Origin of the sequence: Nitratireductor arenosus (assembly GCF_009742725.1) — a bacterium.
In the GTDB taxonomy this organism is placed as follows: domain Bacteria; phylum Pseudomonadota; class Alphaproteobacteria; order Rhizobiales; family Rhizobiaceae; genus Mangrovimarina; species Mangrovimarina arenosa.
In genome coordinates this window covers 23,469-48,410 of the sequence record NZ_WPHG01000004.1, presented here as the reverse complement: position 1 = coordinate 48,410, position 24,942 = coordinate 23,469, and the positions used below count along the sequence as shown (strand labels likewise).

Annotated in this window: 37 protein-coding genes and 1 tRNA gene; 17 read left to right on the top strand and 21 right to left on the bottom strand. The window is 63.5% G+C overall.

Features of this window, described 5'->3' with window-relative positions; genetic code table 11:
• Positions 1-4 precede the first annotated feature (4 nt).
• The 4 genes from proS (at position 5) to GN330_RS16715 (ending at position 5,143) form a co-directional block, all read left to right on the top strand.
• The gene (gene proS, locus GN330_RS16730; RefSeq protein WP_156713869.1) at positions 5-1,333 is read left to right on the top strand and encodes a proline--tRNA ligase; all 1,329 of its coding nucleotides are present in this window, start codon (positions 5-7) and stop codon (positions 1,331-1,333) included.
• On the top strand, positions 1,330-2,613 hold the full coding sequence (locus GN330_RS16725) for a lipoprotein-releasing ABC transporter permease subunit (RefSeq protein ID WP_156713868.1): 1,284 nt from the start codon (positions 1,330-1,332) through the stop codon (positions 2,611-2,613). Before proS ends, GN330_RS16725 begins: the two co-directional genes overlap by 4 nt.
• On the top strand, positions 2,613-3,296 hold the full coding sequence (locus GN330_RS16720; RefSeq protein ID WP_156714255.1) for an ABC transporter ATP-binding protein: 684 nt from the start codon (positions 2,613-2,615) through the stop codon (positions 3,294-3,296). Before GN330_RS16725 ends, GN330_RS16720 begins: the two co-directional genes overlap by 1 nt.
• A 467-nt stretch (positions 3,297-3,763) precedes the next feature.
• Entirely contained in the window at positions 3,764-5,143 is a 1,380-nt protein-coding gene (locus tag GN330_RS16715) for a site-2 protease family protein (RefSeq protein ID WP_246188730.1), read from the top strand.
• Here GN330_RS16715 and ggt read toward each other — a convergent pair.
• Both ggt and lipB read right to left on the bottom strand, forming a co-directional pair.
• Positions 5,054-6,814, bottom strand: a complete 1,761-nt coding sequence (gene ggt, locus GN330_RS16710; protein WP_156713867.1) for a gamma-glutamyltransferase — start codon at positions 6,812-6,814, stop codon at positions 5,054-5,056. The genes GN330_RS16715 and ggt overlap by 90 nt on opposite strands.
• Positions 6,815-7,558: a lipoyl(octanoyl) transferase LipB gene (gene lipB, locus GN330_RS16705; protein WP_156713866.1), complete on the bottom strand. Its 744-nt coding sequence runs from the start codon at positions 7,556-7,558 to the stop codon at positions 6,815-6,817. It abuts the gene before it with no gap.
• A 314-nt stretch (positions 7,559-7,872) separates the two neighbouring features.
• On the opposite strand from lipB, the gene GN330_RS16700 reads away from it, so the two are divergent.
• Positions 7,873-7,957: transfer RNA gene (locus GN330_RS16700), tRNA-Leu, on the top strand.
• A 55-nt stretch (positions 7,958-8,012) separates the two neighbouring features.
• Here the strand turns inward: GN330_RS16700 and GN330_RS16695 are convergent.
• The 19 genes from GN330_RS16695 to GN330_RS16610 all read right to left on the bottom strand — a co-directional run bounded on the left by GN330_RS16695 (position 8,013) and on the right by GN330_RS16610 (position 18,321).
• Positions 8,013-9,080 (bottom strand): tyrosine-type recombinase/integrase, encoded by a 1,068-nt coding sequence (locus GN330_RS16695; RefSeq protein WP_246188729.1) that lies wholly within the window; start codon positions 9,078-9,080, stop codon positions 8,013-8,015.
• Between the two features lie 8 nt (positions 9,081-9,088).
• A complete protein-coding gene (locus tag GN330_RS16690; RefSeq protein ID WP_156713864.1) occupies positions 9,089-9,304 on the bottom strand; it encodes a hypothetical protein in 216 nt (71 codons plus the stop codon).
• Positions 9,301-9,570, bottom strand: coding sequence for a hypothetical protein (locus GN330_RS16685; protein WP_156713863.1), 270 nt, complete (start codon positions 9,568-9,570; stop codon positions 9,301-9,303). The genes GN330_RS16690 and GN330_RS16685 overlap by 4 nt, the downstream gene beginning before the upstream one ends.
• Positions 9,571-10,002: 432 nt before the next feature.
• The gene (locus GN330_RS16680) at positions 10,003-10,662 is read right to left on the bottom strand and encodes a Lar family restriction alleviation protein (RefSeq protein ID WP_156713862.1); all 660 of its coding nucleotides are present in this window, start codon (positions 10,660-10,662) and stop codon (positions 10,003-10,005) included.
• A complete protein-coding gene (locus GN330_RS16675) occupies positions 10,659-11,168 on the bottom strand; it encodes a hypothetical protein (protein ID WP_156713861.1) in 510 nt (169 codons plus the stop codon). The genes GN330_RS16680 and GN330_RS16675 overlap by 4 nt, the downstream gene beginning before the upstream one ends.
• A complete protein-coding gene (locus GN330_RS16670; RefSeq protein ID WP_156713860.1) occupies positions 11,165-11,554 on the bottom strand; it encodes a DUF968 domain-containing protein in 390 nt (129 codons plus the stop codon). Before GN330_RS16670 ends, GN330_RS16675 begins: the two co-directional genes overlap by 4 nt.
• Positions 11,554-12,189, bottom strand: coding sequence for a J domain-containing protein (locus GN330_RS16665; RefSeq protein WP_156713859.1), 636 nt, complete (start codon positions 12,187-12,189; stop codon positions 11,554-11,556). The genes GN330_RS16670 and GN330_RS16665 overlap by 1 nt, the downstream gene beginning before the upstream one ends.
• Positions 12,186-12,452 carry a hypothetical protein gene (locus GN330_RS16660; protein WP_156713858.1) on the bottom strand — a complete coding sequence of 89 codons (267 nt, stop codon included), beginning with the start codon at positions 12,450-12,452 and terminating at the stop codon, positions 12,186-12,188. The genes GN330_RS16665 and GN330_RS16660 overlap by 4 nt, the downstream gene beginning before the upstream one ends.
• Entirely contained in the window at positions 12,449-12,967 is a 519-nt protein-coding gene (locus GN330_RS16655) for a hypothetical protein (protein ID WP_156713857.1), read from the bottom strand. Before GN330_RS16655 ends, GN330_RS16660 begins: the two co-directional genes overlap by 4 nt.
• An 82-nt stretch (positions 12,968-13,049) precedes the next feature.
• On the bottom strand, positions 13,050-13,718 hold the full coding sequence (locus GN330_RS16650) for a lambda exonuclease family protein (RefSeq protein WP_156714253.1): 669 nt from the start codon (positions 13,716-13,718) through the stop codon (positions 13,050-13,052).
• Positions 13,718-14,536: an ERF family protein gene (locus GN330_RS16645; RefSeq protein ID WP_156713856.1), complete on the bottom strand. Its 819-nt coding sequence runs from the start codon at positions 14,534-14,536 to the stop codon at positions 13,718-13,720. Before GN330_RS16645 ends, GN330_RS16650 begins: the two co-directional genes overlap by 1 nt.
• Positions 14,537-14,538: 2 nt before the next feature.
• Positions 14,539-15,615, bottom strand: a complete 1,077-nt coding sequence (locus GN330_RS16640; RefSeq protein ID WP_156713855.1) for a hypothetical protein — start codon at positions 15,613-15,615, stop codon at positions 14,539-14,541.
• Positions 15,615-15,911, bottom strand: a complete 297-nt coding sequence (locus GN330_RS16635; protein WP_156713854.1) for a hypothetical protein — start codon at positions 15,909-15,911, stop codon at positions 15,615-15,617. Before GN330_RS16635 ends, GN330_RS16640 begins: the two co-directional genes overlap by 1 nt.
• Positions 15,911-16,108, bottom strand: coding sequence for a hypothetical protein (locus GN330_RS16630; RefSeq protein WP_156713853.1), 198 nt, complete (start codon positions 16,106-16,108; stop codon positions 15,911-15,913). The genes GN330_RS16635 and GN330_RS16630 overlap by 1 nt, the downstream gene beginning before the upstream one ends.
• Positions 16,105-16,236 (bottom strand): hypothetical protein, encoded by a 132-nt coding sequence (locus tag GN330_RS24030; RefSeq protein ID WP_281349439.1) that lies wholly within the window; start codon positions 16,234-16,236, stop codon positions 16,105-16,107. The genes GN330_RS16630 and GN330_RS24030 overlap by 4 nt, the downstream gene beginning before the upstream one ends.
• 36 nt (positions 16,237-16,272) lie before the next feature.
• Entirely contained in the window at positions 16,273-16,482 is a 210-nt protein-coding gene (locus tag GN330_RS16625) for a hypothetical protein (RefSeq protein WP_156713852.1), read from the bottom strand.
• Entirely contained in the window at positions 16,482-16,949 is a 468-nt protein-coding gene (locus tag GN330_RS16620; protein WP_156713851.1) for a hypothetical protein, read from the bottom strand. Before GN330_RS16620 ends, GN330_RS16625 begins: the two co-directional genes overlap by 1 nt.
• A gap of 354 nt (positions 16,950-17,303) precedes the next feature.
• Positions 17,304-17,609, bottom strand: coding sequence for a hypothetical protein (locus GN330_RS16615; protein WP_156713850.1), 306 nt, complete (start codon positions 17,607-17,609; stop codon positions 17,304-17,306).
• Positions 17,610-17,661: 52 nt separating this feature from the next.
• Entirely contained in the window at positions 17,662-18,321 is a 660-nt protein-coding gene (locus GN330_RS16610; protein WP_156713849.1) for a S24 family peptidase, read from the bottom strand.
• Positions 18,322-18,403: 82 nt separating this feature from the next.
• On the opposite strand from GN330_RS16610, the gene GN330_RS16605 reads away from it, so the two are divergent.
• The 12 genes from GN330_RS16605 (at position 18,404) to nusG (ending at position 24,933) form a co-directional block, all read left to right on the top strand.
• Positions 18,404-18,616, top strand: a complete 213-nt coding sequence (locus GN330_RS16605; protein ID WP_156713848.1) for a hypothetical protein — start codon at positions 18,404-18,406, stop codon at positions 18,614-18,616.
• A complete protein-coding gene (locus tag GN330_RS16600) occupies positions 18,613-18,750 on the top strand; it encodes a hypothetical protein (protein WP_156713847.1) in 138 nt (45 codons plus the stop codon). Before GN330_RS16605 ends, GN330_RS16600 begins: the two co-directional genes overlap by 4 nt.
• Positions 18,751-18,753: 3 nt before the next feature.
• Positions 18,754-19,443, top strand: coding sequence for a GapR family DNA-binding domain-containing protein (locus tag GN330_RS16595; RefSeq protein WP_156713846.1), 690 nt, complete (start codon positions 18,754-18,756; stop codon positions 19,441-19,443).
• Positions 19,444-19,569: 126 nt separating this feature from the next.
• Positions 19,570-19,974: a helix-turn-helix domain-containing protein gene (locus tag GN330_RS16590; protein WP_156713845.1), complete on the top strand. Its 405-nt coding sequence runs from the start codon at positions 19,570-19,572 to the stop codon at positions 19,972-19,974.
• A 22-nt stretch (positions 19,975-19,996) separates the two neighbouring features.
• Positions 19,997-21,091: a DNA polymerase III subunit beta gene (dnaN, locus tag GN330_RS16585; RefSeq protein WP_156713844.1), complete on the top strand. Its 1,095-nt coding sequence runs from the start codon at positions 19,997-19,999 to the stop codon at positions 21,089-21,091.
• Between the two features lie 37 nt (positions 21,092-21,128).
• On the top strand, positions 21,129-21,422 hold the full coding sequence (locus GN330_RS16580; protein WP_156713843.1) for a hypothetical protein: 294 nt from the start codon (positions 21,129-21,131) through the stop codon (positions 21,420-21,422).
• Entirely contained in the window at positions 21,412-21,744 is a 333-nt protein-coding gene (locus GN330_RS16575) for a hypothetical protein (RefSeq protein WP_425487177.1), read from the top strand. The genes GN330_RS16580 and GN330_RS16575 overlap by 11 nt, the downstream gene beginning before the upstream one ends.
• Positions 21,744-22,415: a sigma-70 family RNA polymerase sigma factor gene (locus tag GN330_RS16570; RefSeq protein WP_156713842.1), complete on the top strand. Its 672-nt coding sequence runs from the start codon at positions 21,744-21,746 to the stop codon at positions 22,413-22,415. The genes GN330_RS16575 and GN330_RS16570 overlap by 1 nt, the downstream gene beginning before the upstream one ends.
• Positions 22,412-22,987 carry a GcrA family cell cycle regulator gene (locus GN330_RS16565; protein WP_156713841.1) on the top strand — a complete coding sequence of 192 codons (576 nt, stop codon included), beginning with the start codon at positions 22,412-22,414 and terminating at the stop codon, positions 22,985-22,987. Before GN330_RS16570 ends, GN330_RS16565 begins: the two co-directional genes overlap by 4 nt.
• Positions 22,988-23,072: 85 nt before the next feature.
• A complete protein-coding gene (locus GN330_RS16560) occupies positions 23,073-23,915 on the top strand; it encodes a hypothetical protein (protein ID WP_156713840.1) in 843 nt (280 codons plus the stop codon).
• A gap of 13 nt (positions 23,916-23,928) precedes the next feature.
• The gene (locus tag GN330_RS16555; RefSeq protein ID WP_156713839.1) at positions 23,929-24,342 is read left to right on the top strand and encodes a hypothetical protein; all 414 of its coding nucleotides are present in this window, start codon (positions 23,929-23,931) and stop codon (positions 24,340-24,342) included.
• A 27-nt stretch (positions 24,343-24,369) separates the two neighbouring features.
• Complete coding sequence (nusG, locus tag GN330_RS16550) at positions 24,370-24,933, top strand: transcription termination/antitermination NusG family protein (protein ID WP_156713838.1); 564 nt, start codon at positions 24,370-24,372, stop codon at positions 24,931-24,933.
• Positions 24,934-24,942 lie beyond the last annotated feature (9 nt).

Genomic DNA, 24,942 nt, shown 5'->3' with positions numbered 1-24,942 from the left:
TTTCATGCGATTGTCGCGCTTTTTCCTGCCCATCCTCAAAGAGAACCCGCGCGAGGCGGAAATCGTTTCGCACCGCCTGATGCTGCGTGCCGGCATGATCCGCCAGCAGGGCCAGGGCAGCTTTTCCTGGCTGCCGCTCGGCAAGCGCGTGCTCGACAAGGTCAATCGCATCATCCGCGAGGAGCAGGACCGCGCCGGCGCGCAGGAAATCCTGATGCCGACCATCCAGTCGGCCGATCTGTGGATCGAGAGCGGCCGTTACGAGGATTACGGCAAGGAGATGCTGCGCATCACCGACCGGCACGAGCGCAACATGCTGTACGGCCCGACCAACGAAGAGATGGTCACCGACATTTTCCGCTCCTATGTCAGGTCCTACAAGGATCTGCCGCTCAACCTCTACCATATCCAGTGGAAATATCGCGACGAGGTCCGCCCGCGCTTCGGCGTCATGCGCAGCAGAGAATTCCTGATGAAGGACGCCTATTCCTTCGATCTCGATTTCGACGGCGCCAAGGCCGCCTATAACCGCATGTTCGTCGCCTATCTGCGCACCTTCGCGCGTATGGGGCTGCAGGCGATCCCGATGCGCGCCGACACCGGTCCGATCGGCGGCGATCTGAGCCACGAGTTCATCATTTTGGCGTCGACCGGCGAGAGCGAGGTGTTCTGCCGCAAGGATTTCCTCGAGTTCGAGGTGCCGGGCGCGGATGTCGATTTCGGCGATGACGCGCAGATCGCCGATATCGTCGCCACCTGGACGACGCCTTATGCGGCGACCGACGAGATGCACGACGAGGCCGCCTGGGACGCCATCGCCGAGGACGACAAGGTGTCCGCGCGCGGCATCGAGGTCGGCCACATCTTCCACTTCGGCACCAAATATTCCGAGCCCATGAAGGCGAGCGTCACCGGCCCGGACGGTAAGGAGCATTTCGTCTCGATGGGCTCCTACGGCATCGGCCCGAGCCGCCTTCTGGCGGCGATCATCGAGGCGAGCCATGACGAGAACGGCATCGTCTGGCCCGAAAGCGTGGCCCCGTTCGACATCGCGCTGATCAACATGAAGGTGGGCGACGAGGCCTGCGACAGCGTCTGCGAGGAACTCTACGACAAGCTGCGGGCGGCGGGCCGGGACGTGCTGTACGACGACACCGACCAGCGCGCCGGCGGCAAGTTCGCCACCGCCGACCTGATCGGCTTGCCCTGGCAGGTGATCGTCGGCCCGCGCGGGGTCGCCGCCGGCGAGGTCGAGGTCAAGAACCGCAAGAGCGGCGAACGCCAGTCGGTCGCCATCGCCGAGGCGTTGGCGAGGTTCGGTACGCGTCAATGAGCAGCGCCGAGGACATCAAGGCGGGCGCGGGGCCGTTCTCGCCCTTCGAGCGGATGGTGGCGTGGCGTTATCTGCGCTCGCGGCGCAAGGAGGCCTTCATTTCGGTGATCGCCTCCATATCCTTCGTCGGCATCATGCTCGGCGTGGCCACGCTGATCATCGTCATGGCGGTGATGAACGGCTTCCGCGCCGAACTCCTGACCCGTATTCTGGGCGTCAACGGCCATGTCGTCGTCCAGCCGATCGACCGGCCGCTCGACGATTACGCCGAGGTAGCCGCGCGGCTCAACGACGTCGACGGCGTGCGCTACGCCATCCCGCTGGTGGAAGGCCAGGTGCTGGCCTCGGGCAATGTCGGGCGCGGCACCGGCGCGCTCGTGCGCGGCTTGCGCGAGGAGGATCTGGCGAGGATCGATCTGGTGGCCGGCAATGTGCGCAACGGCACGCTCGACGGCTTCGACGCGGGCGAGGGCGTGGCGATCGGCGTGCGCATGGCCGAGACGCTGGGGCTTGCCGTCGGCGACGTGATCACGCTGACCTCGCCGGAAGGCGACGTTACCCCGTTCGGTACGGTCGCACGCCAAAAAGCCTATCCCGTCACCGCGATCTTCCAGGTCGGCATGTCCGAATATGACGCCACCATCGTGTTTATGGCCTTGTCGGAGGCGCAGCTTTATTTCAACGCCGAAGGCCGGGCCCAGACCATCGAGGTGTTTGTCGACGACCCCGACGCGATCGACGCGCTCAAGCCGGCGATCGAGGCGGCCGCGCGGCGTCCGCTGTTTCTGATCGACTGGCGACAGCGCAACGAAACCTTCTTTTCCGCGCTCGAGGTCGAGCGCAACGTCATGTTCATGATCCTGACGCTGATCGTTTTGGTCGCCGCGCTCAACATCATCTCCGGCCTGATCATGCTGGTGAAGGACAAGGGCCACGACATTGCGATCCTGCGCACGATGGGCGCGACGCGCAACGCCATCCTGCGCATCTTCGTCATGACCGGCGCGGCGATCGGCATCACCGGCACGCTCGCCGGCGTGGTGCTGGGCGTCGTCATCTGCCTCAATGTCGAATCGATCCGGCAGTTCTTTTCCTGGCTGTCGGGCACGACCTTGTTCAACCCCGAACTCTATTTCCTGAGCCAGCTCCCGGCCAAGATGGATGTCGGCGAAACGGTATCGGTGGTCGTCATGGCGCTGGTGCTGTCGTTTTTCGCGACGCTGTTTCCGGCCTGGCGGGCGGCCCGCCTCGATCCCGTCGAAGCGTTGAGGTACGAATGATGGCACAATCCGCCGTGCTTGTGCTGAAGGGCGTCGAACGGCGCTACCAGCAGGGATCGAAGACGCTCGTCATCCTCAACGGGGCCGAGTTCGAGCTGAAGCGCGGCGAGACGGTGGCGCTGGTGGCGCCGTCGGGCGCCGGCAAATCCACGCTGTTGCACACGGCCGGCCTGCTCGAGCGGCCCGATGCCGGCGAGGTCTTCTTGAACGGACGCGCCTGCGGGCGCCTCGGCGACGACGACCGCACCGCGATCCGGCGCAACGATGTCGGCTTCGTCTACCAGTTCCATCATCTGCTGCCGGAGTTTTCCGCGCTGGAAAACGTCATGATGCCGCAGCTCGTGCATGGTCTTCTGCCCAGCCAGGCCGAGGAACGCGCCCTGCAGCTTCTCGACTATATGAAGATCGGCAAGCGCGCCCATCATCGCCCGTCGGAACTGTCGGGCGGCGAACAGCAGCGCGTGGCGATCGCCCGCGCGGTCGCCAACGCGCCGTTGCTCTTGCTCGCCGACGAGCCGACCGGCAATCTCGACCCGACCACGGCGTCTTATGTCTTCGACGCGCTCGAGGCGCTGGTGCGCCATTCCGGCCTGTCGGCGATGATCGCCACCCACAACCACGATCTCGCCGCGCGCATGGACCGCCGCGTCACCCTGGTCGACGGCAAGATCGCGCCGCTTTGATCCCTGCGGTATTTCCGGCGGTGAGCCGGACCGGCACGGACGGCACCGGGCGCTGCGTGGCGAGCCCGCGCCGAGCCGGCATTGAACCCCGGCCGCACGGGTTGGACGCCTGAGAGCCCGCCCGCGCGCCGGCGGTCCGTTGGGCCGGAATCCTTTTCATTCGTCCGTTTACCGTTGATTCACCCAAACTGGCAGCAGCCGGCAGCAAGGGCGCTGCGGCGTCGTTTGGCGATTGCAAAAGGAACAAAAAAGGAACATAACACAAACATAAGCCGAATAGGAGGGATCGTGATGACCGATATGCTTCAGGATGTGGCCGCCCTGGTTTCCGTCAGTGTGTTTGTCGTGTCGCTGGCGATGTGGATCGGCGCCTATTGAGCAAGCGGCATGGCGGCGGGGACGCCCCGCCGTTAAATCTTTCTTCGACGGACACGGTCTAGTCTGCGCGACCAATGTGGAGCGTGCCCTTGTCCGCGATCGTCATTGCCGCTGTGATCGGTGTCAATCTTGGCCTGATCTTCCTTCTTCTGGCCGCCCCGCTGGGCCGGCGCAGGCTTGTGGCGTCGGTATCGATCGACGCCGGGATGGAGCGGGTCTGGAATGCCGTGTGGCCGTTGGGCCCGGACGCCGGCTGGTCGGGCGAGATCCTGTCGGCCGAACCGATCGGCGAGGAAAACGCCCGCGTCCGCATCGGGCTCTCCCATGAAGGCCGGGACGGCAAGCCGATCGAGCGCACGGTACGGTTGGAAGCGGTCAGGCCGGGCGAGGGTTTTTGTCTGCGGGTCGAAAGCGACAGCGCGCTCGACGATGTTTTCTGGGAGAATTTTCGCGAACGGATCGAGCTGTCGGAGCGCGACGGCGTCACCCGGCTGTCGCTGACCCAGTCGGACCGCTATCGCGGGCTTGCCTTCCTCGCCTTTCGGTATTTTCGGCTGCGCCGGCATGCGCGCGGCCTGAAGCGCTGGGCCGAAACCGGTCGCAAGCCGGTCGGCGGACTATTCGAGCATCCTGTGACCCAGCTCGGCTTCGCGGTTCTGTCGACCTTTCTGCTGTGGCCGTTCTTCGGCCTGACCGTGCAGGGTTTCGTGCTGTCGAGCTGCCTGACGCTCACGGTCGCGCTGCACGAGCTTGGCCATCTCGCCGCCTTTCGGCTGATGGGCCACAAAAAGGTCAGGATGATCTTCGTGCCGATCCTGGGCGGCATCGCGATCGGCGGCAGGCCCTATGACAGCCGTTTCGAGGTCGCCTTCGTTGCTCTGATGGGCGCCGGTTTTTCCGCCTTCCTGGTCCCGGTTGCGGTGCTCGCCAGCACCGTTGCCGGGGCGGCGGGATACTACTATGCGGCCGCGCTTCTCGCCGTGCTCGCCGCCTTCATCGCCTTTTTCAACCTCGCCAATCTGATTCCAGTCTGGCGCTTCGATGGCGGACAGGTGTTGCGCCAGATCTGCGGCGGCAAATTTTCGCTGGCGTTGGCGGCCTTCACGGTGCTTGGCGCGTTCCTGTGGCTCGGCCTCTTCGCCGGTTTCGACCCCGGCATCATTCTGGTCGTCGGGGCGGTGTTTGCCGTTTTGAGCCTGCTGACGGCCGGCGGGGCGGTACGGCCTCGCCATGCCTTGAAGTCGGTCGGGCGTCTCGAAGCCCTTGCGCTCGGCGCGGCGCTGGTGGCGACCTTCGTCATCCACGCATCGGCGCTGTTGTGGGCCTGGGACGAATATCGGCGCTACCGGAGCGGCCGGGCACCGGTGGTCGCGGTGGTCTCAGTCGCCGACCGCGACACCCTCGCGGCGCGGGTCGGCGCCGCCCACGAGCGTGCCGTCCTCGCTGAAGGTAATGCCGTGCAGGCCTGAATTCAGCGCGCGGAGCTCGACCGTGTAGCCGAGCGCCTCCAGCGGGCGGGCGAAATCTTCTGCCGCCGTGCCGGCCTCGAGCTGATAGGTGCCGAACCGGTTGGTCAGATGCGGTAGCGCCACCGCCTGCTGCATGTCCATCTCCCAGTCGATCAGCGCGATCAGCGTCTTGGCGACATAGGCGATGATGTTGCTGCCGCCCGGCGAGCCGAGCGCGTGAACCGGCCTGCCGTCGCGCAGCACGATGGTCGGCGACATCGACGAGCGCGGCCGCTTGCCGCCCTGCGCACGGTTGGCGACCGCCGCGCCGTCGCGCTGCGGCACGAAGGAAAAATCGGTGAGCTGGTTGTTGAGCAGGAACCCTTCCACCATCAGCCGCGCGCCGAAGGCGTTTTCGATCGAACTGGTCATCGAGGCGACGTTGCCGTCGTCGTCGACGATGACGAAATGCGATGTCGACGGCATTTCGAGCGCAAAACCGTCGAGGCGCAGCGCCGCCTTTTTCCACGGCGGCTCGCCGGGCACGACGTCGGCCGCCGGCAGGGCGGTCGGCCGCCGCAACAGCGCCGCGCGCGCTGCCAGATAGGCCCGGTCGAGCAGCCCCTCCGGAATGCGGGTGAAGTCGCTGTCGGCAACGTAGCGGCCGCGATCGGCGAAGGCGAGCCGGGTGGCGTCGCCGATCAGGCGCCAGCTTTCGGGCGCGTCGGGCCCGAGCGCGGGCAGGTTGAACCCTTCAAGCAGGCCGAGAATCTGGCCGAGCGCGAGCGCGCCGGAAGAGGGCGGACCCATGCCGCAAACCTCGTGGCCGCGATAGGACAGGCACACCGGCGCCCGCTCCCTGGCACGGTAGGCGGCAAGGTCGGCGCGCGTCAGCGTGCCCGGATTGTCGGCATGACCGGTTACCGCCGCCACGATCGCCTCGCCGATCGCGCCTTCGTAGAAGGCGTCCGCGCCCTGGCGCCCGATCCGGCGCAGCGTGCGCGCATAGGCGGGATTGGCCAATTTTTCGCCGGCCTTGAGCGGCGCGCCGTCGTCTCGGAAGAAATAGGCCTGGGTCGACGGCTGGCCGGCGAGCCGGTCGGCATCGTCGGCGATCAGCGCCGCAAGCCGCGGCGAGACGGCAAACCCCTGTTCGGCGAGCGCCGCGGCCGGTTCGAACAGGTCGGCCCAGTCCCTGCGGCCATAGCGGCCGTGCACGGTCTCCATCAGCCGCACCACGCCGGGCACGCCGACCGAGCGGCCGCCGACCACGGCCTCGAAAAACCCCATCGGCGCGCCGTCCGGCGTCAGGAACAGCGTCTCGGCGGCCGCCTGCGGCGCCGTCTCGCGCCCGTCGAACGTCGTCACCGTGCCGCTTGCCGCGTCGTACCAGACCAGGAAGGCGCCGCCGCCGATGCCCGAGGATTGCGGTTCGACCAGGCCGAGCACGGTCTGCACCGCGACCATGGCGTCGGCGGCGGTGCCGCCCGCGCGCAGCACCGCAAGCCCCGCTTCGGCGGCCAGCGGATTGGCGGCGGCCACCATGCGCCGTCCGGCCATCACCGCTTCGCGCGCCTTGGTGCCGCTGGCGATTTCCGGGGCGACCGCGTCGGCCGCCTGCTGGGCGATGGCTGCGCCGGGCGCGGCGGTCATGGCCAGGGCGAGGAAAAATCCGGCGAGGTGTCGTTTCATCTACGCGCTCCTGGTCTCGGCTTCGGCCGCCGCCGTCTCCACCGGCCCGAAAATCTCGGCAAAGGCGCCCTTCAGAGCGATGTCGAGGTCGGCCATCGTCACCGGCAGGCCGAGATCGACCAGGCTGGTGACGCCGTGGCCGGCAATCCCGCACGGCACGATGCCGGAAAAATGCGACAGATCCGGCTCCACATTGATGGCGATGCCGTGAAAGCTGACCCATTTGCGCAGGCGAATGCCGATCGCGGCGATCTTGTCCTCGGCCGGCGATCCGTCGGCGAGCGGCGGCCGGTCGGGACGTGTCACCCACACCCCGACCCGGTCCTCGCGACGTTCGCCGCGCACGTTGAAACGTGCCAGCGTGCGGATGATCCACTCCTCCAGCGCGCCGACGAACACGCGCACGTCCGGCCGCCGGCGCTTCAGGTCGAGCATCACATAGGCGACCCGCTGGCCGGGACCGTGATAAGTGTATTCGCCGCCCCGACCGGCGTCGAAAACCGGAAACCGCCCCGGTTCGAGCAGATCCTGGCGCTTGGCGCTGGTGCCGGCGGTGTAGAGGGCCGCGTGCTCGACCAGCCACACCAGCTCGCTTTCCCGGCCGGCGCGAATTGCCGCCGCGCGCTCTTCCATGAAGGCGAGCGCGTCTGGATAGGAGACCAGGCCGGGCGCGATCTCCCAGGTCACCGGCCCCGCACCGGGCAGGGGCAGAAAAGTGGTGTCGAGGCTTTGGCGTTCGGCCATGACGGAATCCTTGCCGCGATAAAGCGTGTCTGCCGATCGAGCCAACCGGCGTCGGCACCATGCGTCCATTTAGGAGCCTAATGCGCACCGAGCGAATCCGAAAGATCGCCGCACGCTTTCGTGTGCTGTATCCGGCGCCGAACCCGGTATCCCGGCCCCCGGATATGGCGGCAAATGCGGACACGGTAAAGCCGGCGCCCGGCCTTGCCTCCGTCCCGTCGCCGAAGCCCGCAAAATGCCGCCCCGCGGCACTTGTTTCCCGACAGGCGATTTGCTACACGCGCCGAGCCGGTCGCAACCGGCTTCTACCACGTGCGGTCGTGGCGGAATTGGTAGACGCGCAGCGTTGAGGTCGCTGTGGGGCAACCCGTGGAAGTTCGAGTCTTCTCGACCGCACCAACGTAGCACGTCCGGCCCTTGATTCCCAAGGGGTTGCGGCTCTTTTGGTCCCACGTCAGAACCATGCATGGGACACCCTGACCCGCTCCATAGCGCCAACTGCCAGCTTCCACCGTTCGAATCGGCGCGTGTAGACCTCGCTCGTCCGAACCTCGGAATGGCCCAGAATTGCCATGACCTCGTAGGGCGTGCACCCCAGCTCTGCCAGCAGTTCGCCCAGCCCCTTGCGGACGCCGTGCGCAGATCGGTCCTTTAGACCAGCAGCGCGACACCACCGGATGAACATGTTCGATGCGCTGTCGCCGCTGGAGTAGGGCTCCCCGCGCCAGCCCAGCAGATAGGTCTCTCCCTGCACTTTGGGCGCTCTGGTGGCGTCCTTGAGGGCAGGGAACAAGGGAACCGTCACTTCGCTTGACCCCTTCTTTGAAGGCTGCCAGCGGATAGCCTCGATGCCGTCGATCACGCATTCATGCTTGCGGCCTAGAACCGTCGTGTCTTCGATGCGGCAACCGGTCCATAGAAGCAGGGAAATTGCGACGTGTGGCTTGGTGCCGATCTTGTGATGCGCCAGGAATTGCCTGACGTTCTCGGCGTTCCACGGCGTAGCGCCGTCGCCCTTTTCATAGACACGGTCTATGCCACGCGCCGGGTTCGACTTGACATGCCCGCGATAGATGGCCCAATCGTACATAACAGCCACGGCTTCGATGAATGCGTCGGCCTGCGCCGGCGTGCTGACCATCGCGTCGTGCATTTCGATGAGCTTTTCCTGCGGGATGAACAGTCGTTTGTCAGGCTCGGCCAACAGCCGGGTCAGAAGGTTTCGCTTCTTTTTCAGCGTCTTTGGACTGGTCGTGCCGGCTTCAACCCGCTGACCCAGAAACTCGAAGTACCGATTCACCAGCCAACCGATCGACCCGCGCTTGGCGTAGTCGGACGCCACCTTCATCGGCTCCGGTTTTTCTCCCCGGCGGGCGGCAAGGTACTGGCGATGGAAATCATCATGGTCCGGCCCGCAATAGATGCGAATGCGCCTTGCCCGCTCACCCTCGGGCCTCACACGGTATCGCTTGTTCCCGGACGGAAGGGGCTCAACCAGCAGCCCCGGATAGTCGATCTTCATGGCAGGTCTCACCATTCCTTGAGACCTCCATCGTTTTCCGGTGTCGGGTGGTTCTCAATCGGGTGACATGTGATTTCCACCTGTCCACCGGCAATGCACACCTTGTCCACAATCAGGCCGGTGTCCTGTATCGCCTTGAGCGTTTCGCGCACTGCGGACGCGCTGACCCGTCGCCGGTGCGACGACTGTCCTTCGCGCTGGGTGAGCGGCAACGCGCGCGTCATTCCTGCTTGGCCCCATCCGTTTTGCCGGCCGGCGCGTCTTTCAGGGCGCGGATGGCGTCAGGGAGCGCCTCCAGCAACGCGCGGGCGGCTTCATGCGATACGGTCCCGGCCATGGCCGCGCGTTTGTCGGCGACCTTCGCCGCAGCTTCCAGCGTCTCCCCGTCGAGTTCACCGGGCGCGAGGATGCGGTAGCCGAGCCGGTCGCATGCCTCTTGGATAATCCGTTCCATGTATTCTGGCGTGATTGCTTTGAATTCCGCGCTCACGATTTGCCCTCCAGTGCGCGCCGGCCGGCTTCGGGCAGGTATCGCAATTGCCATGTCGGGTGGTACGGTCGCGAGTTCTTATCGCCGTCGAGACGGACAAGGAGATACGGGCCGCGCGTCCCCGAGATCGTCCCCAATCTTCCGGGCTCGTCCTTACTGCCCTCGCATGGGGTGTATTCAACGCGCCCGCCTCGTTTGGCTGGGACACCATAGTTGCTGCGAATCCACTCCATGCTCATTCGCCCTCTCCCTTGCTGGGGAAAGCGTGTTTCCATTTTGCGTGCGACGAAAGAAGTTTGTCGACTATCGCATCCAGCGCCTCCGCTTCTTTTGGCTCCAATCCACCCGAGCACGCGCCGGCGTCCGCTGCCCCGTCTGCCACGCCCCAAAGGACGCGCGCTTGATAGGGAGTCAGCTTTAGCGTTATGTAAGTCATCTCACATCCCTCCGAAGCTCGGCCATTGTGCAGTCGATGCAATCGAGCAAATCGCGATAGGATTGCCAGTTCGGAAAGCGATCTTCGATCTGACCGATGATCTGATCTGAAGCGGCGGCCCGCTCCACCGCCTCGTCGGTGATGGTGGGGGCGGGGGAGGTGTTTGCATCTCGTATCGTTATTTTCTTACCGTGGAGGGGGTCGGAGATGTCCGCACCCCCGCAATCGACGGTATTGTTCGAGCCAAGATGGAGATTGAGTGTGCCCCCTCTTACCTCTGCCTTGGGGGTAGAGAGGGCGGACTCGACGGCTCGCGCTATGTCTCCGGCGCGGACATTTCCAATGATGCGTGCTTCTGGAACCCATGCGCGAGCGCATTCCAGGATTGCGGCCATAACCTCCGGGACTGTGCCGTTGTCTGGCGCGACGACAGTTTGTAGTTTGCGGTCGGTCTCGTCTTCGCAGTCGGTTGCCCTTGCGTCTCCTTCATGGGAGAGGGCGGCGCGGGTGTTCCAATCGAACCGGCTATCGTAGTGGTTTGGTCCGAGGGCACCGCAATCAAGACATGCGTATCCGACGTATTTGTCGTCGCCGCCCGAATTAAGGTTCGCGCTTCCACAGAACGGGCAGGGCTTCAATTCTAGATCGTGGGTCATCGGTTCCGCTCCGCTTTAAGCCACTTCTCGCCGTAAACGTGAACGACCTTGGTCCCGTCCTGCTGGAGCACAACACCGCGCTTGCCGTCATGGCGGCGGTAGTAGCCGATCACGGTTCCGACAAAGCCGTCATGGTCGATGCTGAACCGCGCGCCGAGGGGTGCCCGCATATCGTCTGGCCCGTCGCCGTCACCCATCCATTCGGCAGCGGCGCGGAGGTGTCCTATAGTGATTGCCGTGTAGCCGTACGCCGGAGACCAGTTGGTGTCTCCTTCTCGCCAGTGCCCGTCCAATTTCCCAGCACGCCGCGCAAACGGCTCAATCACCACCCTCGCTTCTGCCAGCTTGGCGCGCAGGCGCTCAATTTCGGCGGCTGCGCGGTGGCGCAGTTCGGTTTCGTAGACCATGGACACTTTCTCGCCCATATTGATCATGGCCGTCATGGTGCGCAGCCGTTCAACCAGATCGGGCGTGCGGCCGTCTTGCTTCTGATGCTCATTCGTCATTTCGTTTTCCTCGCGTTCGCAATGATCTTCACCGCAGCCTCTCGATCTCCGGTATGCGCGTAGAGGTCGCGCGCCACGGCCAGCGGATCGATGCGATGCATGTTCCAGAACTGCACTTCGCTCATGGCGTGCTGGGCTCGGTGCTCTTCCGGCGTCATGGGAACGGCCCACGCGTCGTCCGGCTTTTGCGCTTTGCCCGTCGATTTTTTTCGGTACAGCGGATCGCCGTACCGGATGTGGCACGCCTCGCACGGGCCGGCGCCGGAGATGATCGAGGGCAGGGACCGGATGAACGACAAGTGCCGCTCGTCGACGATGCGCTTCTGGTCCTTACCCGACGGGTCTTCCGAGAAGGCCGTGACAGGGCGAGCGACGCGGGATGCCATCAAGCACCTCCGAGCGATTTGAGCGCAGCGTCTCGGGCCGCGTTGATCTCCGCCATGGCGCTCGCCGAACCTCCCGCCCGGTCGGGATGAGCCTCAGCCGCGCGCTTTCGATAGGCGGCATTTATCTCGGCCCTCGTGGCGTCAGAGGATACCCCCAGCACCTTCCACCAAAGCTGACTGTCGGCCGCGCCGGGGGCGGGGAGGGCCTGGAATCCGGCGAACATCTCATCAACGGTGGCTACACCGTGACGCTCGATTGCACGTGTCGCATTGATGTGCGCGGCTATGGCGGCGATGTTATCCGCAGTCCGCAGGTATGTGTCACATGGCATGCAGTGGGGCTTGCCCTTCAAGTCGAAATACAGCGCTACGCCGGGGTCGTCAGGCTCGCGCTGGCCGGAGCGCGGCAGGCCGTCAAGACGGGGTTCGAGATTGCTCGATACGACAGGATATCGAGCGCCAAGCCGGTCCAGCTCGTCCTGGAGCCGGGACAATGCGTCAGCCACGCTGAGGCTTCGGGTTTCGTTCCAGCGGCCGTTGTGCATCTTCTTGTTGAAGCGCCCATACTGGCGCTTGCCGGGTTCCGTGCGAGGCCGGCCGACAGGCCATTGAAGTGGATATGCTGAAACGCTCATGCCGCCCACCGGGCCTTCACCCGCACACGGGGCTTGCCTCTCGCCAGGTCGACCAGCACGGCGCGCTGCATCTCTGCACGGGCTCGGGACACACCTTGCGTCCAGCCGCGTGACAGGGCTTCGGTTTCCTGCTTCGACGCCGCGGCAAATTCTGGAATGCCGGCGGCAAGTACGTCGCGGGGCTTCGGCGTTCTGGCCTGCGCTTTCTTCGACCTCCAATGGAGAAAGGGACGCAACCAGCGGCGGATATCCTTGAGCGTCATGCCGCGTCCCTCCCGGTACGCGCCGTATCGCCACGCTCAACGCCAAGAAGATCGTCGACGAAATCCAGAACGTCGCTCTTGCTGTCCTGAAATTCCTTCCGGCCCATGGCTTTGACGGATTGGCTCTTGGCGGTCCAGACGCGGACCACGGCGTCCTTGACCGTGACGACGGCGAAATCATCCATCGGCTTGACGAACGCGGCCACGCGCTGCGCCTCCGCCGCGCTGGCGCATACGATGGAGCGCTCGTCCCGATACCCTTTCCAGATCAGCGCTTTCTTGCGCAGGTGCTCGGAAGTCGGGTACTGCTCAAGCATGCGGTCGGGCAGGTTCTGCCATGCGTCATGGATGCAGGCGAAGAAATGCCGGTGCGAGTTCGCGGAGCGGTCGTGGTGCTCGACCATCCGGTAGCGCTCGCCGACGACGAATTGCCTGTCCGCCTGCCGCGCCCAATGCTGCGCGGCGGGGATCATCGCTTCGCCATCCCATTGGTAGAGGATCGGTGCTTCGGCCATCGGTCTTTCCCTTTCGAAAATCCCCGGTCGCGCTACTCGGCACACAGGCGCGAACCGGGGCAGGTGGGCGGCTTGGGAGGGGTTAGCCGGCCATCATGTTCGCGACGATTTCGGGCAGTTCTTCCCGTGGCGCGGGCTCGGGCTCGTAGTCGCGGATGCGCTCGACCAGTTCGGCCAGTTCCTCGTTGAACCTCGAAACGGCTCGGGACATTTCCGCGATGTACGCCTCGTCGCGATAGGCGCGCTTGATGAAGATCGGCATGCCCGGCCAGTAGACGACGATATCGATCCATTCGCGTTCAGCGACCCACAAGCCGCCCTGGCATTGAGCCTTGTGCTCTGGCGGGAAGCCGTCGCGCTCGATACATTCGATTAGAAGGTCCGGCAGCTTGGACTTGATCTCAAGCATTCCACTGCCGCCGACGAGAGAATCCGGCGAGCACCCCTTCTGGCCATTGCGGATGAAGCCGACTTGCTTGATCTCGGCGTCCGTCAGGAAGGCGTAGCGCTTGCGCGCTTCCGGCTCCATTTCATGGCCGCGATCCATGTGAGGGTTGGAGTATGTCTCCATCGGCCTGCCGGTGATGATCTCGCCGGCGACCTGACGCATGTACTTGGCGCGGGTCTTGCTCTCGCCGCCGCCGCGACCGGACGCCATCACGGTGGCAAACATGCTGGCCGTGGGGATGCCGGCGCGGCATTCGAACCACTCGGGCGTGCCCTGTTCGAAATCGAAAATCTCCATCGCCATCATCTCTGCCCTCCGCTTGCTTCCATTCGGGATTTCTTGGCCCGGAGAAGGCGAACCGCGTCGTCAAAGTCGACGATGCACATGTCAGGGATCGCGCTAATCCCGCCAAGACGGCAGAACTGTTCAATGTCGGAGTTTGTTTCTTCAATCAGGGTTCGGATGATGCGGGCCTGATCATCCGTGATCAGGTCGCCTGCTTTACCGTCTGCGATGGCGTTCCCGTCCCTGTCGTCGCCCGTCGAAATGTTGAACAGCATGCAAAGCAGGTATCGCCGGCCATAGGTGGCGGTGCTGCCGAATGCTTGGGTGCCGGTCTTGTTGACCTTGCCCTGCGAGCCGGCGGCGTCCAGCGGGATTTCTCCGAGGCCGTTGCGAACGTGGCCTTCCTCGTGGGAGATTTCCCACAAGATGCGCAGTTCGCCCTTGTCGTTGTAGCCGTCGGGCTGGAAGGACACCGCAAAACCGTACCGATGGATGATCGGCATGGCCTGTTCTTCGATTGCCGCCAGATCGGCATATGTCGACTTGGTGTGCGTGTTGTTGCGGTTCTTGGTGACGACCGGCAATTCGGCCTGGCACTTCGACATGGCCGCAAAATAGGAGCGCTTCGCCGCAATCTCGGCATCCTCGCGATCTCGCCGACGAGTGTTTTCGACTTCCTCGTTGCGCAGCGCCAGCATGCGCTCCAGCTTGTCGACGGACGCATTCGGGTCCAGCACGACGCGCTCGATCATCTGCACAAAGGGGTCCGCGCGCTGGTCGTCGTCATAGCGCTGGACGGTGCTGTCTTCCTTGCGGATATCGACTGCGGTGTTCATGCTCAAAACTCCAAGCGGCAGTGAGGGATTTCGCCGGCGATGATCGCCAGCACGATTTTCTTGGCCGTAGCCTCGCCCGCGCCCTGCGCCATCAGCGCGGCCTTGACTTCGCCCATGACTGCGGAACGATGCTCGCGGTCGGCGGCGCGCGCTTCTTCTTCGCGCTTGGTGCGTTCAATCGCCTCCTGCCGCTCGCGCTCGTCGCGTTCGGCCTTTTCTCGCGCGGCCTTCGCTTCGGCTTCGGCGGCGGCAACCTTGGCGGCCGCTTCCCGTTCGATGCGGTCTTGCTCGGCTTTCGCCTTCGCGATTTCAGCAAGGCGCGCTTCTTCCGCCGCGCGGGCGACATTGGCCTTGTACTCAGCTTCTTCCTTGGCTTTGCGCTCCGCTTCGGCGCGCTCACGCTCGGCCGCTTCGGCGGCAAGCCGCTCCTTCTCGGCGCGTTCCGCTTCGATCCGGTCGCGTTCCGCCTTTTCGGCGCGCAGCTTTTCCAGTTCGATCCGGTCGGCCTCGGCGCGCTGGTGCGCCGCATAGGCGGCCTTGACCTTATCGAGCGCGAGCTTGTGAGCCACACGCGCCTGTTCCTCGAACTCGCCGAGTTCCTTGTTGATGACGATCTTTTCTTCAAGCTCGTGCAACAGAACGGGGAAAGGCTGGGGCTCGCCGCCGATCAGGCCGTTGCCGCAATCCTCGATCGCTTGGAGGATGGACTTGCAGTAGTCGATGCGGGCATCTTCCTGCTTCTCCCAATTGGTGAGCGGCTGGCGGGCGCGCTCTGCAAGCGCGTCCAGGTCTTCGCGAACGGCGCGCCTCTTTGCATCTACCGCGTTGATCTTCGCGCGGGCTTCTTCATTGAGCTTCTTGCCGGCGGCGTCGATGGTGGTCTTGGCGCGCGTCACGCCATAGGCGAGCGATGCAATTTCCTTGCGGCTGGTCGCCGTCGAAAGATCGGGCTCGAATGCCTCGACCTTCGCTTTCAGGTGATCGAGGAATCGACTATAAATATCCTCGTCAACGAGGACGGACGCGGGGTCTGTCTCGACAATCGTGGCGATGTCCTGGGCCTCTACATGCACATTCATCAGTGGCCTGCCTTCCTCATCTCGTCGGTGTTGTCGTTGCCCGCGCGGACGTAGACCGCGTCGTAGCGGTCCAGCCAGCGGCGGCGGGCGCGGTTCAAATCATCCTGCGGCGGGCCGTAGCCGGCTTCCTTGTCGGACTGAGCCTCCATGATCAGGTCGCGAAGCGCGTCCAGACCGGCAGCGCCGGGCAGGGAAAGGCACTCGTCGACCTTCTCGGAGAAAAACCGGAACGGCTCGTTCATCGGAGCGATGGAGCGGATTCCGGATCGACCGGTGTAACCAAATGGGGCGCTCATCAGACCAGCCCTCGTTCGACGGCCAGCCATTCCGGCATTGTGACGACGGCCATGCAGTTCGGCCGTTGCAGCACTTCGCACTGCGAAAGCGGAAGCCAAACCGCGTCGTCCGTCTCGCCGGTGTCGGAAACCAAGTCGGCGCGATCCGTCATGTGGTGAACCTGAATCGTCAGGTCGACGAGATTGGAATTGCTCATCCGAACACCCCCGTCAAAACCATCCCTGAGCCAATCACCAACGCCATGATGGCGAGCATGGCGAGGACGTTGCGCATGGGTTCCGGTTCTTCCGGCTCGGCGGCGAGGGACCAGAGGAATTTGTCCATGTCACTCGCCTCCAGTGGCTTTGGAGAGGTCACGCATCACGACACCTTCACCTTCTGCATGAAGAGTTCTCCGCCTTCTTTGGCGTAACAATCGCGGAACACTTCTCCGATTGTTGGTGTGCCGAACGCGTTATGCCCGCGCGGATAACAGCCTTTGGAGGTCCAGATCGCGTCTGCTTTTTCGTCAAAGCCGACGCATTCACTCCTGGACTTATTCCAGACGAGGTACACGTAAGTCGGCCTCATCACGCCGCCTCCGCTTTCGCCCGTTCCGCGGCGTCGAACGCCATCACGGCGTTGCGATAGGCTTCCTCGGCTGCCAGAAGATCATCGGGCCGGCGCACGGTGCGGGCGCGCTCGATTTCAAGCCGGAGCGCCGCCCTGTCGCGTTCGATTGCGAGGCCGCGCAGCGGTTCGCCCATGGCGTCGATCCCGGCTCGATAGGCTTCATCGGAAGCGCGATGGGCGCGCCATTCCGCCACCCGCCGCTCAATGGCCTTGATGCAGGCCGCGCGGCTCGTCTCGTATCCGCTGGTGCCGCAGGCGCTCCATTTCCATTCGCCCGGATAGACATTGCTCTCGACGAACCAGCCGATGCGCTCACCGTCGCAGATGGCGCGCTCGAACTGCCCGTCGCGAACAACCGTGATCGGAGACGCGCACCCGGCCAGCGTGGCGGTCAGGTCGGAGAATGTGGTGGCGTATGCGGACATCGGTGATCTCCCGTGGTGTTGGGAGAAAATAGGATTAGTCCTATCATAGTGTCAATAGGTTTTTGCCTATTGTGTAGGAAAAATCTTATTGATAGGTTCGGAGCACGAAAAAGCCCGCGCGAGGCGGGCCTGGTTTGGAGGGATCAGGAGGCCGGAATGGAAATCCACACATGGCCCAAGGGCTTCGGGCCGAATGGTTACTGGACGGGATTCAGCATCGGGACATATTCGTTCGGCGTGGCCGTGGCGATTGTCGGTCTGGCGACTGAAAACCTTCCGCTTGCTCTGGGGAGCATGTCGTGGATGGTCGCCGCTTCGGCTGTGTTCGGGATCAGGGCCGCTCGGGCCAGCCGGCTACTGGAAGAACATCGTTCGGATGACGCCGGCCAGACCGACGACGCCGAACAGGAAGCCGATGGCTATGAGCGCATCGCCCGGCTTATGTCGCACGCGGATGTATTGATGCTTTACCCCTCCGGGAGTGTTCATGGTAGCCGGAACCACGTCGAAGCGCTTCCGGTAGTGCATCCACTCGCCCACGGAGGCGAAGGCAGCACCAAGGCAGATCATTGCGAAGGGCAGGTGCCCCAAGCCAAGCGCGGCGCCGCCTAGAGCGACGCTGGCCCACAAGCCGCCCTTCATATAGGTTTCGATCTTCATTGACGGTTCTGGCAAAAGGAATATGTTCCTGCTATGTTCTTGATGGCCCCGCTTAACCGCGCCACTGGAACCACGCGACCACTCGACCGTAAACCCGAACCTCGTCGCGCCTAAGCTCGTGGTCGTCGTAGCGTTCGTTGTCGGACATCACCTTGATCTTGTCAGTTCGCGGAACGAGTTGAAGGCGCTTGATGGATAGGCCGTCTCCGAAGTCGCAGGCGTAGATATCTTCCGGTTGCGGCACGGTGTGCGTCATGTCGACGAACACGTAGCTGCCTGATGCCAGGGTAGGCTCCATGCTGTCGCCCGTGACCGGTAGCGAATAGACCTGTGGCATATTCCGCCAGCCGGCCTTTACCGGCTCTGGGAAGCTCCAGAAGCCGTTGATGTGGTCTGCATAAACCTCGCCATTGTCATGGGACAGGACGCCTTCCGGGCTGCCGATCCCTGCGCCCCCGCGAATCGCAAGGCTTGCTACGTCGCCGGCAGGAGGGCGTGAAGATCGACCGGCTTTCGCGCCCAGTTCGCTTTCGGGGATATCCAGGATTTCGGAAAGCCGGCCGCGCACGTCTTCGCTGAGCTTCGCGGGGATTCCCCGATCCAGATATTGCTGCATGTAGGCATGGTTCTTCCCGAGTTCGATTGAGACCTGTTTGTAGGTCAGCCCTCGGTCGGCAATCGCCCCGGCAATTCGTTTTCTCACAGCGTCCATGCGGAATGTTTGTCACCTCGCTTGACACCGGTCCAATAGGAAAGTACCTATTGAGAAAGGAATAGTCCTATAGGTAGGAACGATGACGCTGGACGAATTCAAGTCGCGGGTCGAAACCTTCATCTCGGAAAACGAGATCGCGCCTACTGCATTCGGCAAGCGTTTCGCCGGCGACCCCCTGTTTGTGTTTCAGCTTCGGGACGGTCGGGAGCCGCGCGAGGCGACGCGCGAGCGGGTTTTGGCCGGCATGTCCCACTCCGCCCTCAACACCCCCAACAAGGAGAGCGCCGCATGACCGACGCTCTCGTCAGCCTCGCCATCATGATCGCCCCGATAGCCGCTGTGGGCGGCGCGCTGCTTTTGGCGCTGCATGCCTTCCGCCGCGCTCCCCGCGATCCGGGCAAGGCCCGCATGGGCGATTGGGAGTAGGGCATGAACGCTGACCAATTCGCTCAACGGCAATTCAAGGCTTTCATCGACCGCGTGCTTCGCTGCCGTGAAACCGAAGACGCGGCGAAGGAAGATACCAAGGCCGTCTACGCCGAAATGAAAGCGGCCGGCTACGACAAGGCCGCTGCCGGAGCATTGGTGCGCGAAATTCGCGACGCCGACAAGAACCCGGAGAAATTCCGCGACCGCAACGACATGCTCGACCTGTACCGCGACGCCTATGAGCGCGCGTCTGGCATGGGGGACGGGTCGCACGCGTATGCGCGTGCGGGGAACGGCTCGACGGCCACGCAAGACCGGAGCGCCGTCGACCACGACCCCGCCACCGGTGAGATCACCGAATCCGAAAATCCTCGTCCCGTCCCCACTGTGGACGAGGAAAAGGCCGGGGAGGCGGTAAGCCATTCCCCCGCTTCCCCGGCTGAAACCAATTCCGCGCACGAGCCGCAATCCTCTCCGGCTAGCGCGGAGGCCGATGCGCCTTCTCCGGCTCCGGGCGCATCGGCCACGATTTCCGACGATGAAATCCCCGATTTCGTGAAGAAGCCGTTTGCGAAGCCGGCGCGTCCGCTGCGGCCTCATTGCCTCAATCCCGGCCTGTGCGCCGGCACGGGCTCAAAGCACTGTCATTCATGCACCAAGGCCCTTGGGGAAGCGGGGGAGCCGGCATGATTGTCGTTCGCCAGCACCCATTCCCGAGATTTCTTCCGCGCGTCCAGTTCCGCCAAGAGCCTGCGCGCGGCGTCACCTGCCGACTGCCATCCAATGTCTTGTATCTCGTCTGTGGAGGCGTCTCCCATGCTTTTCGATCCTTCCTGGAGCCGGACGCGCCATGCGCCGCTCCCCAACGCTGGTCAACAGATCAGCATGGGAGCTTCCAGCATGTCCGCCAGCAAATCTTGCAAAGTTGCAAATCTCGATATGGAGGGCGTCGTCCGCTTTCTGTTCGCAGCCTTTCCGCGCGCCACGGCGCAGCACACCGAGGCCGTGACGGGCGTTTCGAGCGGCACGGTGGAGAACTGGTTGCGTGGCCGGGCGAAGCCGTCCGGCGATCATCTTGGCGCAATGGTGGACGCGTTCGGGCCGGCGTTCGTTTCGGCCGCATTCCCTTCAACCCGCCAGTGGACCGCGCCGCTTATCGCGCGGTCGCGTCTGGCTGAAATCGCACGCGAGCTTTCGGCGCTCGCCGAGGCCGCTGAATAGTTCTCAAACCCGAGGACCGTCAATGAAAATGGAAACCACAGCCCGGAGCCTCGCATCGGCGCTCCATATCGCCAAAGGCGTCGTCCATCGCCGGAATTCCATCCCCGTCCTGTCGGCAGTGAAGCTGTCGGATGGCAGGCTTTCGGCGATGGGCGGTGTGGACATGCGTGTTGAGGTTGCGCTGCCGACCGTCGGTAAGTCGCGGGGCTCGGCTGCTATCGACTGCCACTCATTGGCGGGTCTGCTCGCGCATATTCCAGGCAACGAAGCAATCGAAATCACCGATGACCACTCGCTGGCCACGATCAAATTCAACGGCAGCGAATACCAGCTTCCATCCTATGCCGCGTCCGACTTTCCAAGCAACCTTCTTGAGAAAAACGAGGGCCACCGCACCGCATTGGACAATGTCGGATTTATCGCCGCGATCAAGCGGGTGATGTTCGCTGCCTCAACCGATGAATTCCGCTATTACCTCAACGGCGTAGCGACCGTTTACCTCAACGGAGAGCCCGTTGTCGTGGCGACCGACGGCCGTCGCATGGCGTGGATGCCCATCCCGTTCATACCGGTCGGGGCGGAGGGCGCAATCCTGCCAAGCGAAGCCGTGGCGTTTCTGGTGAAGCGGAAGCTTGAGCCGAAAGCAGCGGTATTCTCCACCGACAGCCTGTCGGCGCGGTTCGAATATGACGGGCTGGTGTTCACGACGAAATGCATCGACGGGACGTATCCCGATATCGCGCGCGCCCTGCCGGAACCACCGGCTCCCTATGCCCATCTCGACCGACGCGAGGCTGTTGCGGTGCTGCTAAGGCTTTCGTCTCTGGATGCTCTCGGGAATGACTGCGCAGTCATCCTGACCGGGGCCGATGGCCGCGTTTCCATCACGCGGGACGGCGGCGCGTATTCCGGTCGCGAAACCCTGTCCTGCAAAACCTTCGATACAGGCGGATTCAAGGTCGGCTTCAATGGCCGATATCTGCTCGACGTGCTTTCGGCGCTCAGCGGTGATGGCGTCACGCTATCTGCGGAAGCCGGCGGAATTGGATCATCTCCCAGCATATTCACGTCCGACGACGACCCGCTGCGCACCGTCCTGATGCCGATGCGCATCTAGCCGCCGCGCCTCTAAACCCGAATTTGAGAGGACCGTCATGGCAAAAATCATGCAGTTGATCCGCTCCACCGACGCGGCAATTTCAAAGGATTTGGCAAGCGGGCTGGATGCCGAGTTCACAGCCGACCCGATCCCGCTGCCCGATCTGCTGTCCCGCAACACCGACGCCGTGGCGCGGTTTCTGGACGGGCTCAACGGGGCAAAGCTACGGCTTGAAGCCGATATCGCCAGCCGCACGGAAGAACTGCGACAGACGGAAATCGCCATCGCGGCCTACGAGGCTGCTCAAACCATCATCCAGAAGGGCCGGGAGGGTGGTAATGAGGCGTGAGACGATCGCCCTTGCGGGGATGCTGTCGGCCGGGCTGGTTTTTGCCGCGGTACAGGCCAGCCGGGCGCATGACGCGCTGCCGACGGCGGCCCAGCCCAACGGATGGAAATATCCATTCGCCTGCTGCTCAAATTTTGACTGTAGAGCCGTCGACGCCGTCAAGGAGCGGCCCGAGGGATACGTCGTGCCGTCGGGCGAAATCGTGCCGATGACCGACAAGCGCGTTCGCCATTCACCCGATGGGCTTTTTCATTGGTGCACCGTAGCCGGCAAGGACGACGGCAAGACGATCTGCCTATTCGTGCCGCCGAGGTCGTTCTGATGCGCGTCTCGCAAGCCTATCTCTCCCCCGTCGAGGAATCCGCGCTGATCCGCAAGGCCAAGGCCGGCGACGATCATGCCCGCGACCGTATCGTCCTGGCGTTTTCGCGGCTGGCCGTCTCCATCGCGAGGAAATACCGCACATTCGGCGTGCCGGTCGAGGATCTGGTGTCGGAGGGCATTATCGGACTCCTGACCGCGCTGGACAAGTTCGATCCCGACCGGGGGAACCGCTTCTACACCTATGCGCAATGGTGGGTCCGCGCGCAAATCCTCGATTACGTCTTCCGGCAGGTTGGCGTCGTGCGCGGCCCGAGTTCCGCCGCCGCCAAGATGCGGTTTTTCCGGGGCGAGCGGCCCGTCATGTCCATGTCGATGGAGGCCCGTGTCGGTGGTGACTTGACCGTGGGCGACACACTGGTGTGCGCCAACCCTAGACCCGACGAACTGGCCGAAACCGTGATCGATGGGGAGCGGCGAAGCGCTGCTTTGGACAGGGCGCTTGGCCGGCTCAAGAAGCGCGAGCGCGCCATCATCGAAGCCCGATACCTCTCGGATGAGAAGGTCACGCTGGCCGATCTTAGCCCGGTGATCGGGGTTTCCCGTGAGCGCATCCGGCAGATCGAGGTCAAGGCGCTGGCGAAGGTGTCGAAGGCGATGGCCGCCGAATGACCAGTCACCCCCTTTCCAAATACTCACCCGAGGAAGAAACCCTCATTCGCCGTCTCGTGGCGGAGCGGAAGCTTTCGGCCTCGCAGATCGCCCATCAGGTCAATCGCGGCCGCGACCACGACTGCCAGGTCACGCGCAACGCGGTGATTGGCAAGGTTCGCCGCATGGGACTCTACCTCTCGGCAAATCCTCCCGGTGGGGCGTGGTCGCGCAAAAGCAACGCACCGCGCGTCAAGAAGCCCGCCGCGCCCTATGAGCTTCCCGGCAGCCTCGCCAAGAAAGCGCTGAACGTCTTCGACGGCAGCGACCGGTTTTCCTTCAAGGTGCCAGCGCCAAAGCCACGGCGCACCGATGAAGAGCCCCACCGGGTCGGTATGCGCTTCATCGATTGCGTTCCCGACCGGTTCACCCCGTCACGCTGTCGAATGCCTGTCGATCTGTCTCCACAAGGTCAGAAGGGCGGGCCGGACATGGTGTGCTGCGGGATTCTGACTGAACCCGGAAAATCCACATGCGAGCACTGTGCTGCCCGTCTGGTCGACAGGTCGCAGGACAGGAAGGCAGCGGCATGAAGCAGGAATTGGCGGTGATCAAGGCGATTGCCGGGGATTATGAGGGGCGGCAGTGAGCCGGTGGTTTCGCCATTACGCGGGAATGATGCGCGACGAAAAACTTGTCGGCGTGGCCGTGCGATCCAAGCAACCCGTCGAAAGGGTCGTGTGGGTTTGGGGCGCCATTCTGGAAAGCGCAGCGGAGATTAATGATGGTGGAAAATTCGACCTCGACGCCGCCGAGGCGGCTTACTTTCTTCGATGCGACGATGCTGGGATTCTTGCTATTCAAGATGAGTTGGAAAGTGCTGGCCGCATCGCTGGTGGGGTGGTGGCAAAATGGGGCGACCGTCAGTTTGCGAGTGACGGAGCAGCAGAGCGCCAGCGCCGTTATCGCAAGCGAAAGCTTGAAGGTGACGTTTCCGGGGCGCGTTGTGACCATAACGGTGACGTCACAGTAACGTCACGTGACGCCAAGGTGACGGCCCCAGATACAGAGACAGAGAAGATAGAAAAAGAAGAACCTAACGGTTCTTCCAAAAAGCGCGGCTCACGCCTTCCTGACGATTTCCAGCCCGACATGCAGGCCGCAAGGGCCGAGGGGTTATCCGACGCCAATGCACAGCGCGAGGCTGCGAAGTTTCGCGACTATTGGCGAGGTGTGTCCGGCCAGAAGGGCGTGAAGCTCGATTGGCCGGCGACTTGGCGCAATTGGTGCCGCAAGGCTGCCGACGACAGGCGAACACCCGCTCGCGGCCATTCCCCGCCTCGCCAAACCCTCGGTGAATTTTTCCGCGAAGACGCCATGCGACAAAGGCTGATCCCCGATGACACTACCGACAAACCGACAGGATATCTGGAAGCCGGCGACGGAAGCCGACAAGACGCAGGCTCTGGCGGCGCTCGGGTCTTTGCCGTCTCGGGCGACATCCTCGGGAAGCTTGGATAAGGCGGCCTATCACATGGCGCTGGACGGCGTGACGCGGCACGGGCTGGTCAAGGCGGTGGAGGCGATCCTGAAAAACGCGCTGGGGCATCCGTTCTTCCCAAGCCCGCCCGAGCTTCGCGGTCAATGCGACAAGGCCATGGATTGGTACCGGCAGGAGGCGCGCCGGGCGCAAAGGAGATCGGACCAGACGCGTCTCAATGCCGATCTTGACGCCTCTCACGAGGCCAAGACATCCGATGCCCGCGCCAAGGTCAGGTCGGCGTACCAGCGTTTCATCGCCCGATACGATCAATCGAAGATCGAAGAGCAGGAGGTGGCGCGCGCCTCTATCCGAGCCCGGTACGGCATGACGCCGGAGGTCTTGGCGAGTATTCCGAACGCGAGCGACGACAAGCGCACTGGGCGCCCGGTAGGTGGCGATGCTTGACGAAACCCGGATCGGGAAGGACCAGACGTGAAGGCTGTGATTGACCTGACGATGGTCTGGTATGCTGTCCGAACAGCTATCAAGGGCGAGCAGATCGCGGCCGACAACCTGCGTAAATCCGGTTTTGCGGTCTATCTGCCCCGGCAGCGCATCGAAAGATGGAACAAGAGGTCCAACACATACCGACTGATCGAGCGGCCCCTTCTCCTGCGCTATCTATTTGTCGGTTTGCCGCCCGCAGCCCAGCATTTTGGGTTCGTCCGTGCATGTAATGGAGTAGAGCGCCTGCTTGGCGACGAGGCGGACCATCCAATCGCCGTGGACGCCAAAGACGTTGAGGCCATCTATCTCGCCGAAGTCGACATGCAGTTTGACGACACACGCGCCGCCTCAAAGCACAGGGCCGTATCGCTCGACCGGCAATTCCCGTCCGGGGCGACGGTATTGGTCAATAAGCTGGAGAATATCCTTCACGGGGTTTCGGCCACTGTGGTTCGCACCAATGGCGAGGACCGCATTCAGATCGACCTTGGCCCGCTCGGCTCTCCGTGGGTGAAGCCGGCAGAGATTGTTGCGCTCAAGCAAGGGTAGGTTTATATT

Coding starts and splice junctions, on each gene's coding strand:
- proS (WP_156713869.1), top strand. CDS start 5: ATGCGATTGTCGCGCTTTTTCCTGCCCATCCTCAAAGAGAACCCGCGC.
- GN330_RS16725 (WP_156713868.1), top strand. CDS start 1,330: ATGAGCAGCGCCGAGGACATCAAGGCGGGCGCGGGGCCGTTCTCGCCC.
- GN330_RS16720 (WP_156714255.1), top strand. CDS start 2,613: ATGGCACAATCCGCCGTGCTTGTGCTGAAGGGCGTCGAACGGCGCTAC.
- ggt (WP_156713867.1), bottom strand. CDS start 6,814: ATGAAACGACACCTCGCCGGATTTTTCCTCGCCCTGGCCATGACCGCC.
- lipB (WP_156713866.1), bottom strand. CDS start 7,558: ATGGCCGAACGCCAAAGCCTCGACACCACTTTTCTGCCCCTGCCCGGT.
- GN330_RS16695 (WP_246188729.1), bottom strand. CDS start 9,080: ATGAAGATCGACTATCCGGGGCTGCTGGTTGAGCCCCTTCCGTCCGGG.
- GN330_RS16690 (WP_156713864.1), bottom strand. CDS start 9,304: ATGACGCGCGCGTTGCCGCTCACCCAGCGCGAAGGACAGTCGTCGCAC.
- GN330_RS16680 (WP_156713862.1), bottom strand. CDS start 10,662: ATGACCCACGATCTAGAATTGAAGCCCTGCCCGTTCTGTGGAAGCGCG.
- GN330_RS16675 (WP_156713861.1), bottom strand. CDS start 11,168: ATGACGAATGAGCATCAGAAGCAAGACGGCCGCACGCCCGATCTGGTT.
- GN330_RS16670 (WP_156713860.1), bottom strand. CDS start 11,554: ATGGCATCCCGCGTCGCTCGCCCTGTCACGGCCTTCTCGGAAGACCCG.
- GN330_RS16665 (WP_156713859.1), bottom strand. CDS start 12,189: ATGAGCGTTTCAGCATATCCACTTCAATGGCCTGTCGGCCGGCCTCGC.
- GN330_RS16660 (WP_156713858.1), bottom strand. CDS start 12,452: ATGACGCTCAAGGATATCCGCCGCTGGTTGCGTCCCTTTCTCCATTGG.
- GN330_RS16655 (WP_156713857.1), bottom strand. CDS start 12,967: ATGGCCGAAGCACCGATCCTCTACCAATGGGATGGCGAAGCGATGATC.
- GN330_RS16650 (WP_156714253.1), bottom strand. CDS start 13,718: ATGGCGATGGAGATTTTCGATTTCGAACAGGGCACGCCCGAGTGGTTC.
- GN330_RS16645 (WP_156713856.1), bottom strand. CDS start 14,536: ATGAACACCGCAGTCGATATCCGCAAGGAAGACAGCACCGTCCAGCGC.
- GN330_RS16640 (WP_156713855.1), bottom strand. CDS start 15,615: ATGAATGTGCATGTAGAGGCCCAGGACATCGCCACGATTGTCGAGACA.
- GN330_RS16635 (WP_156713854.1), bottom strand. CDS start 15,911: ATGAGCGCCCCATTTGGTTACACCGGTCGATCCGGAATCCGCTCCATC.
- GN330_RS16630 (WP_156713853.1), bottom strand. CDS start 16,108: ATGAGCAATTCCAATCTCGTCGACCTGACGATTCAGGTTCACCACATG.
- GN330_RS24030 (WP_281349439.1), bottom strand. CDS start 16,236: ATGGACAAATTCCTCTGGTCCCTCGCCGCCGAGCCGGAAGAACCGGAA.
- GN330_RS16625 (WP_156713852.1), bottom strand. CDS start 16,482: ATGAGGCCGACTTACGTGTACCTCGTCTGGAATAAGTCCAGGAGTGAA.
- GN330_RS16620 (WP_156713851.1), bottom strand. CDS start 16,949: ATGTCCGCATACGCCACCACATTCTCCGACCTGACCGCCACGCTGGCC.
- GN330_RS16615 (WP_156713850.1), bottom strand. CDS start 17,609: ATGAAGATCGAAACCTATATGAAGGGCGGCTTGTGGGCCAGCGTCGCT.
- GN330_RS16610 (WP_156713849.1), bottom strand. CDS start 18,321: ATGGACGCTGTGAGAAAACGAATTGCCGGGGCGATTGCCGACCGAGGG.
- GN330_RS16605 (WP_156713848.1), top strand. CDS start 18,404: ATGACGCTGGACGAATTCAAGTCGCGGGTCGAAACCTTCATCTCGGAA.
- GN330_RS16600 (WP_156713847.1), top strand. CDS start 18,613: ATGACCGACGCTCTCGTCAGCCTCGCCATCATGATCGCCCCGATAGCC.
- GN330_RS16595 (WP_156713846.1), top strand. CDS start 18,754: ATGAACGCTGACCAATTCGCTCAACGGCAATTCAAGGCTTTCATCGAC.
- GN330_RS16590 (WP_156713845.1), top strand. CDS start 19,570: ATGCTTTTCGATCCTTCCTGGAGCCGGACGCGCCATGCGCCGCTCCCC.
- dnaN (WP_156713844.1), top strand. CDS start 19,997: ATGAAAATGGAAACCACAGCCCGGAGCCTCGCATCGGCGCTCCATATC.
- GN330_RS16580 (WP_156713843.1), top strand. CDS start 21,129: ATGGCAAAAATCATGCAGTTGATCCGCTCCACCGACGCGGCAATTTCA.
- GN330_RS16575 (WP_425487177.1), top strand. CDS start 21,412: ATGAGGCGTGAGACGATCGCCCTTGCGGGGATGCTGTCGGCCGGGCTG.
- GN330_RS16570 (WP_156713842.1), top strand. CDS start 21,744: ATGCGCGTCTCGCAAGCCTATCTCTCCCCCGTCGAGGAATCCGCGCTG.
- GN330_RS16565 (WP_156713841.1), top strand. CDS start 22,412: ATGACCAGTCACCCCCTTTCCAAATACTCACCCGAGGAAGAAACCCTC.
- GN330_RS16560 (WP_156713840.1), top strand. CDS start 23,073: ATGCGCGACGAAAAACTTGTCGGCGTGGCCGTGCGATCCAAGCAACCC.
- GN330_RS16555 (WP_156713839.1), top strand. CDS start 23,929: ATGGCGCTGGACGGCGTGACGCGGCACGGGCTGGTCAAGGCGGTGGAG.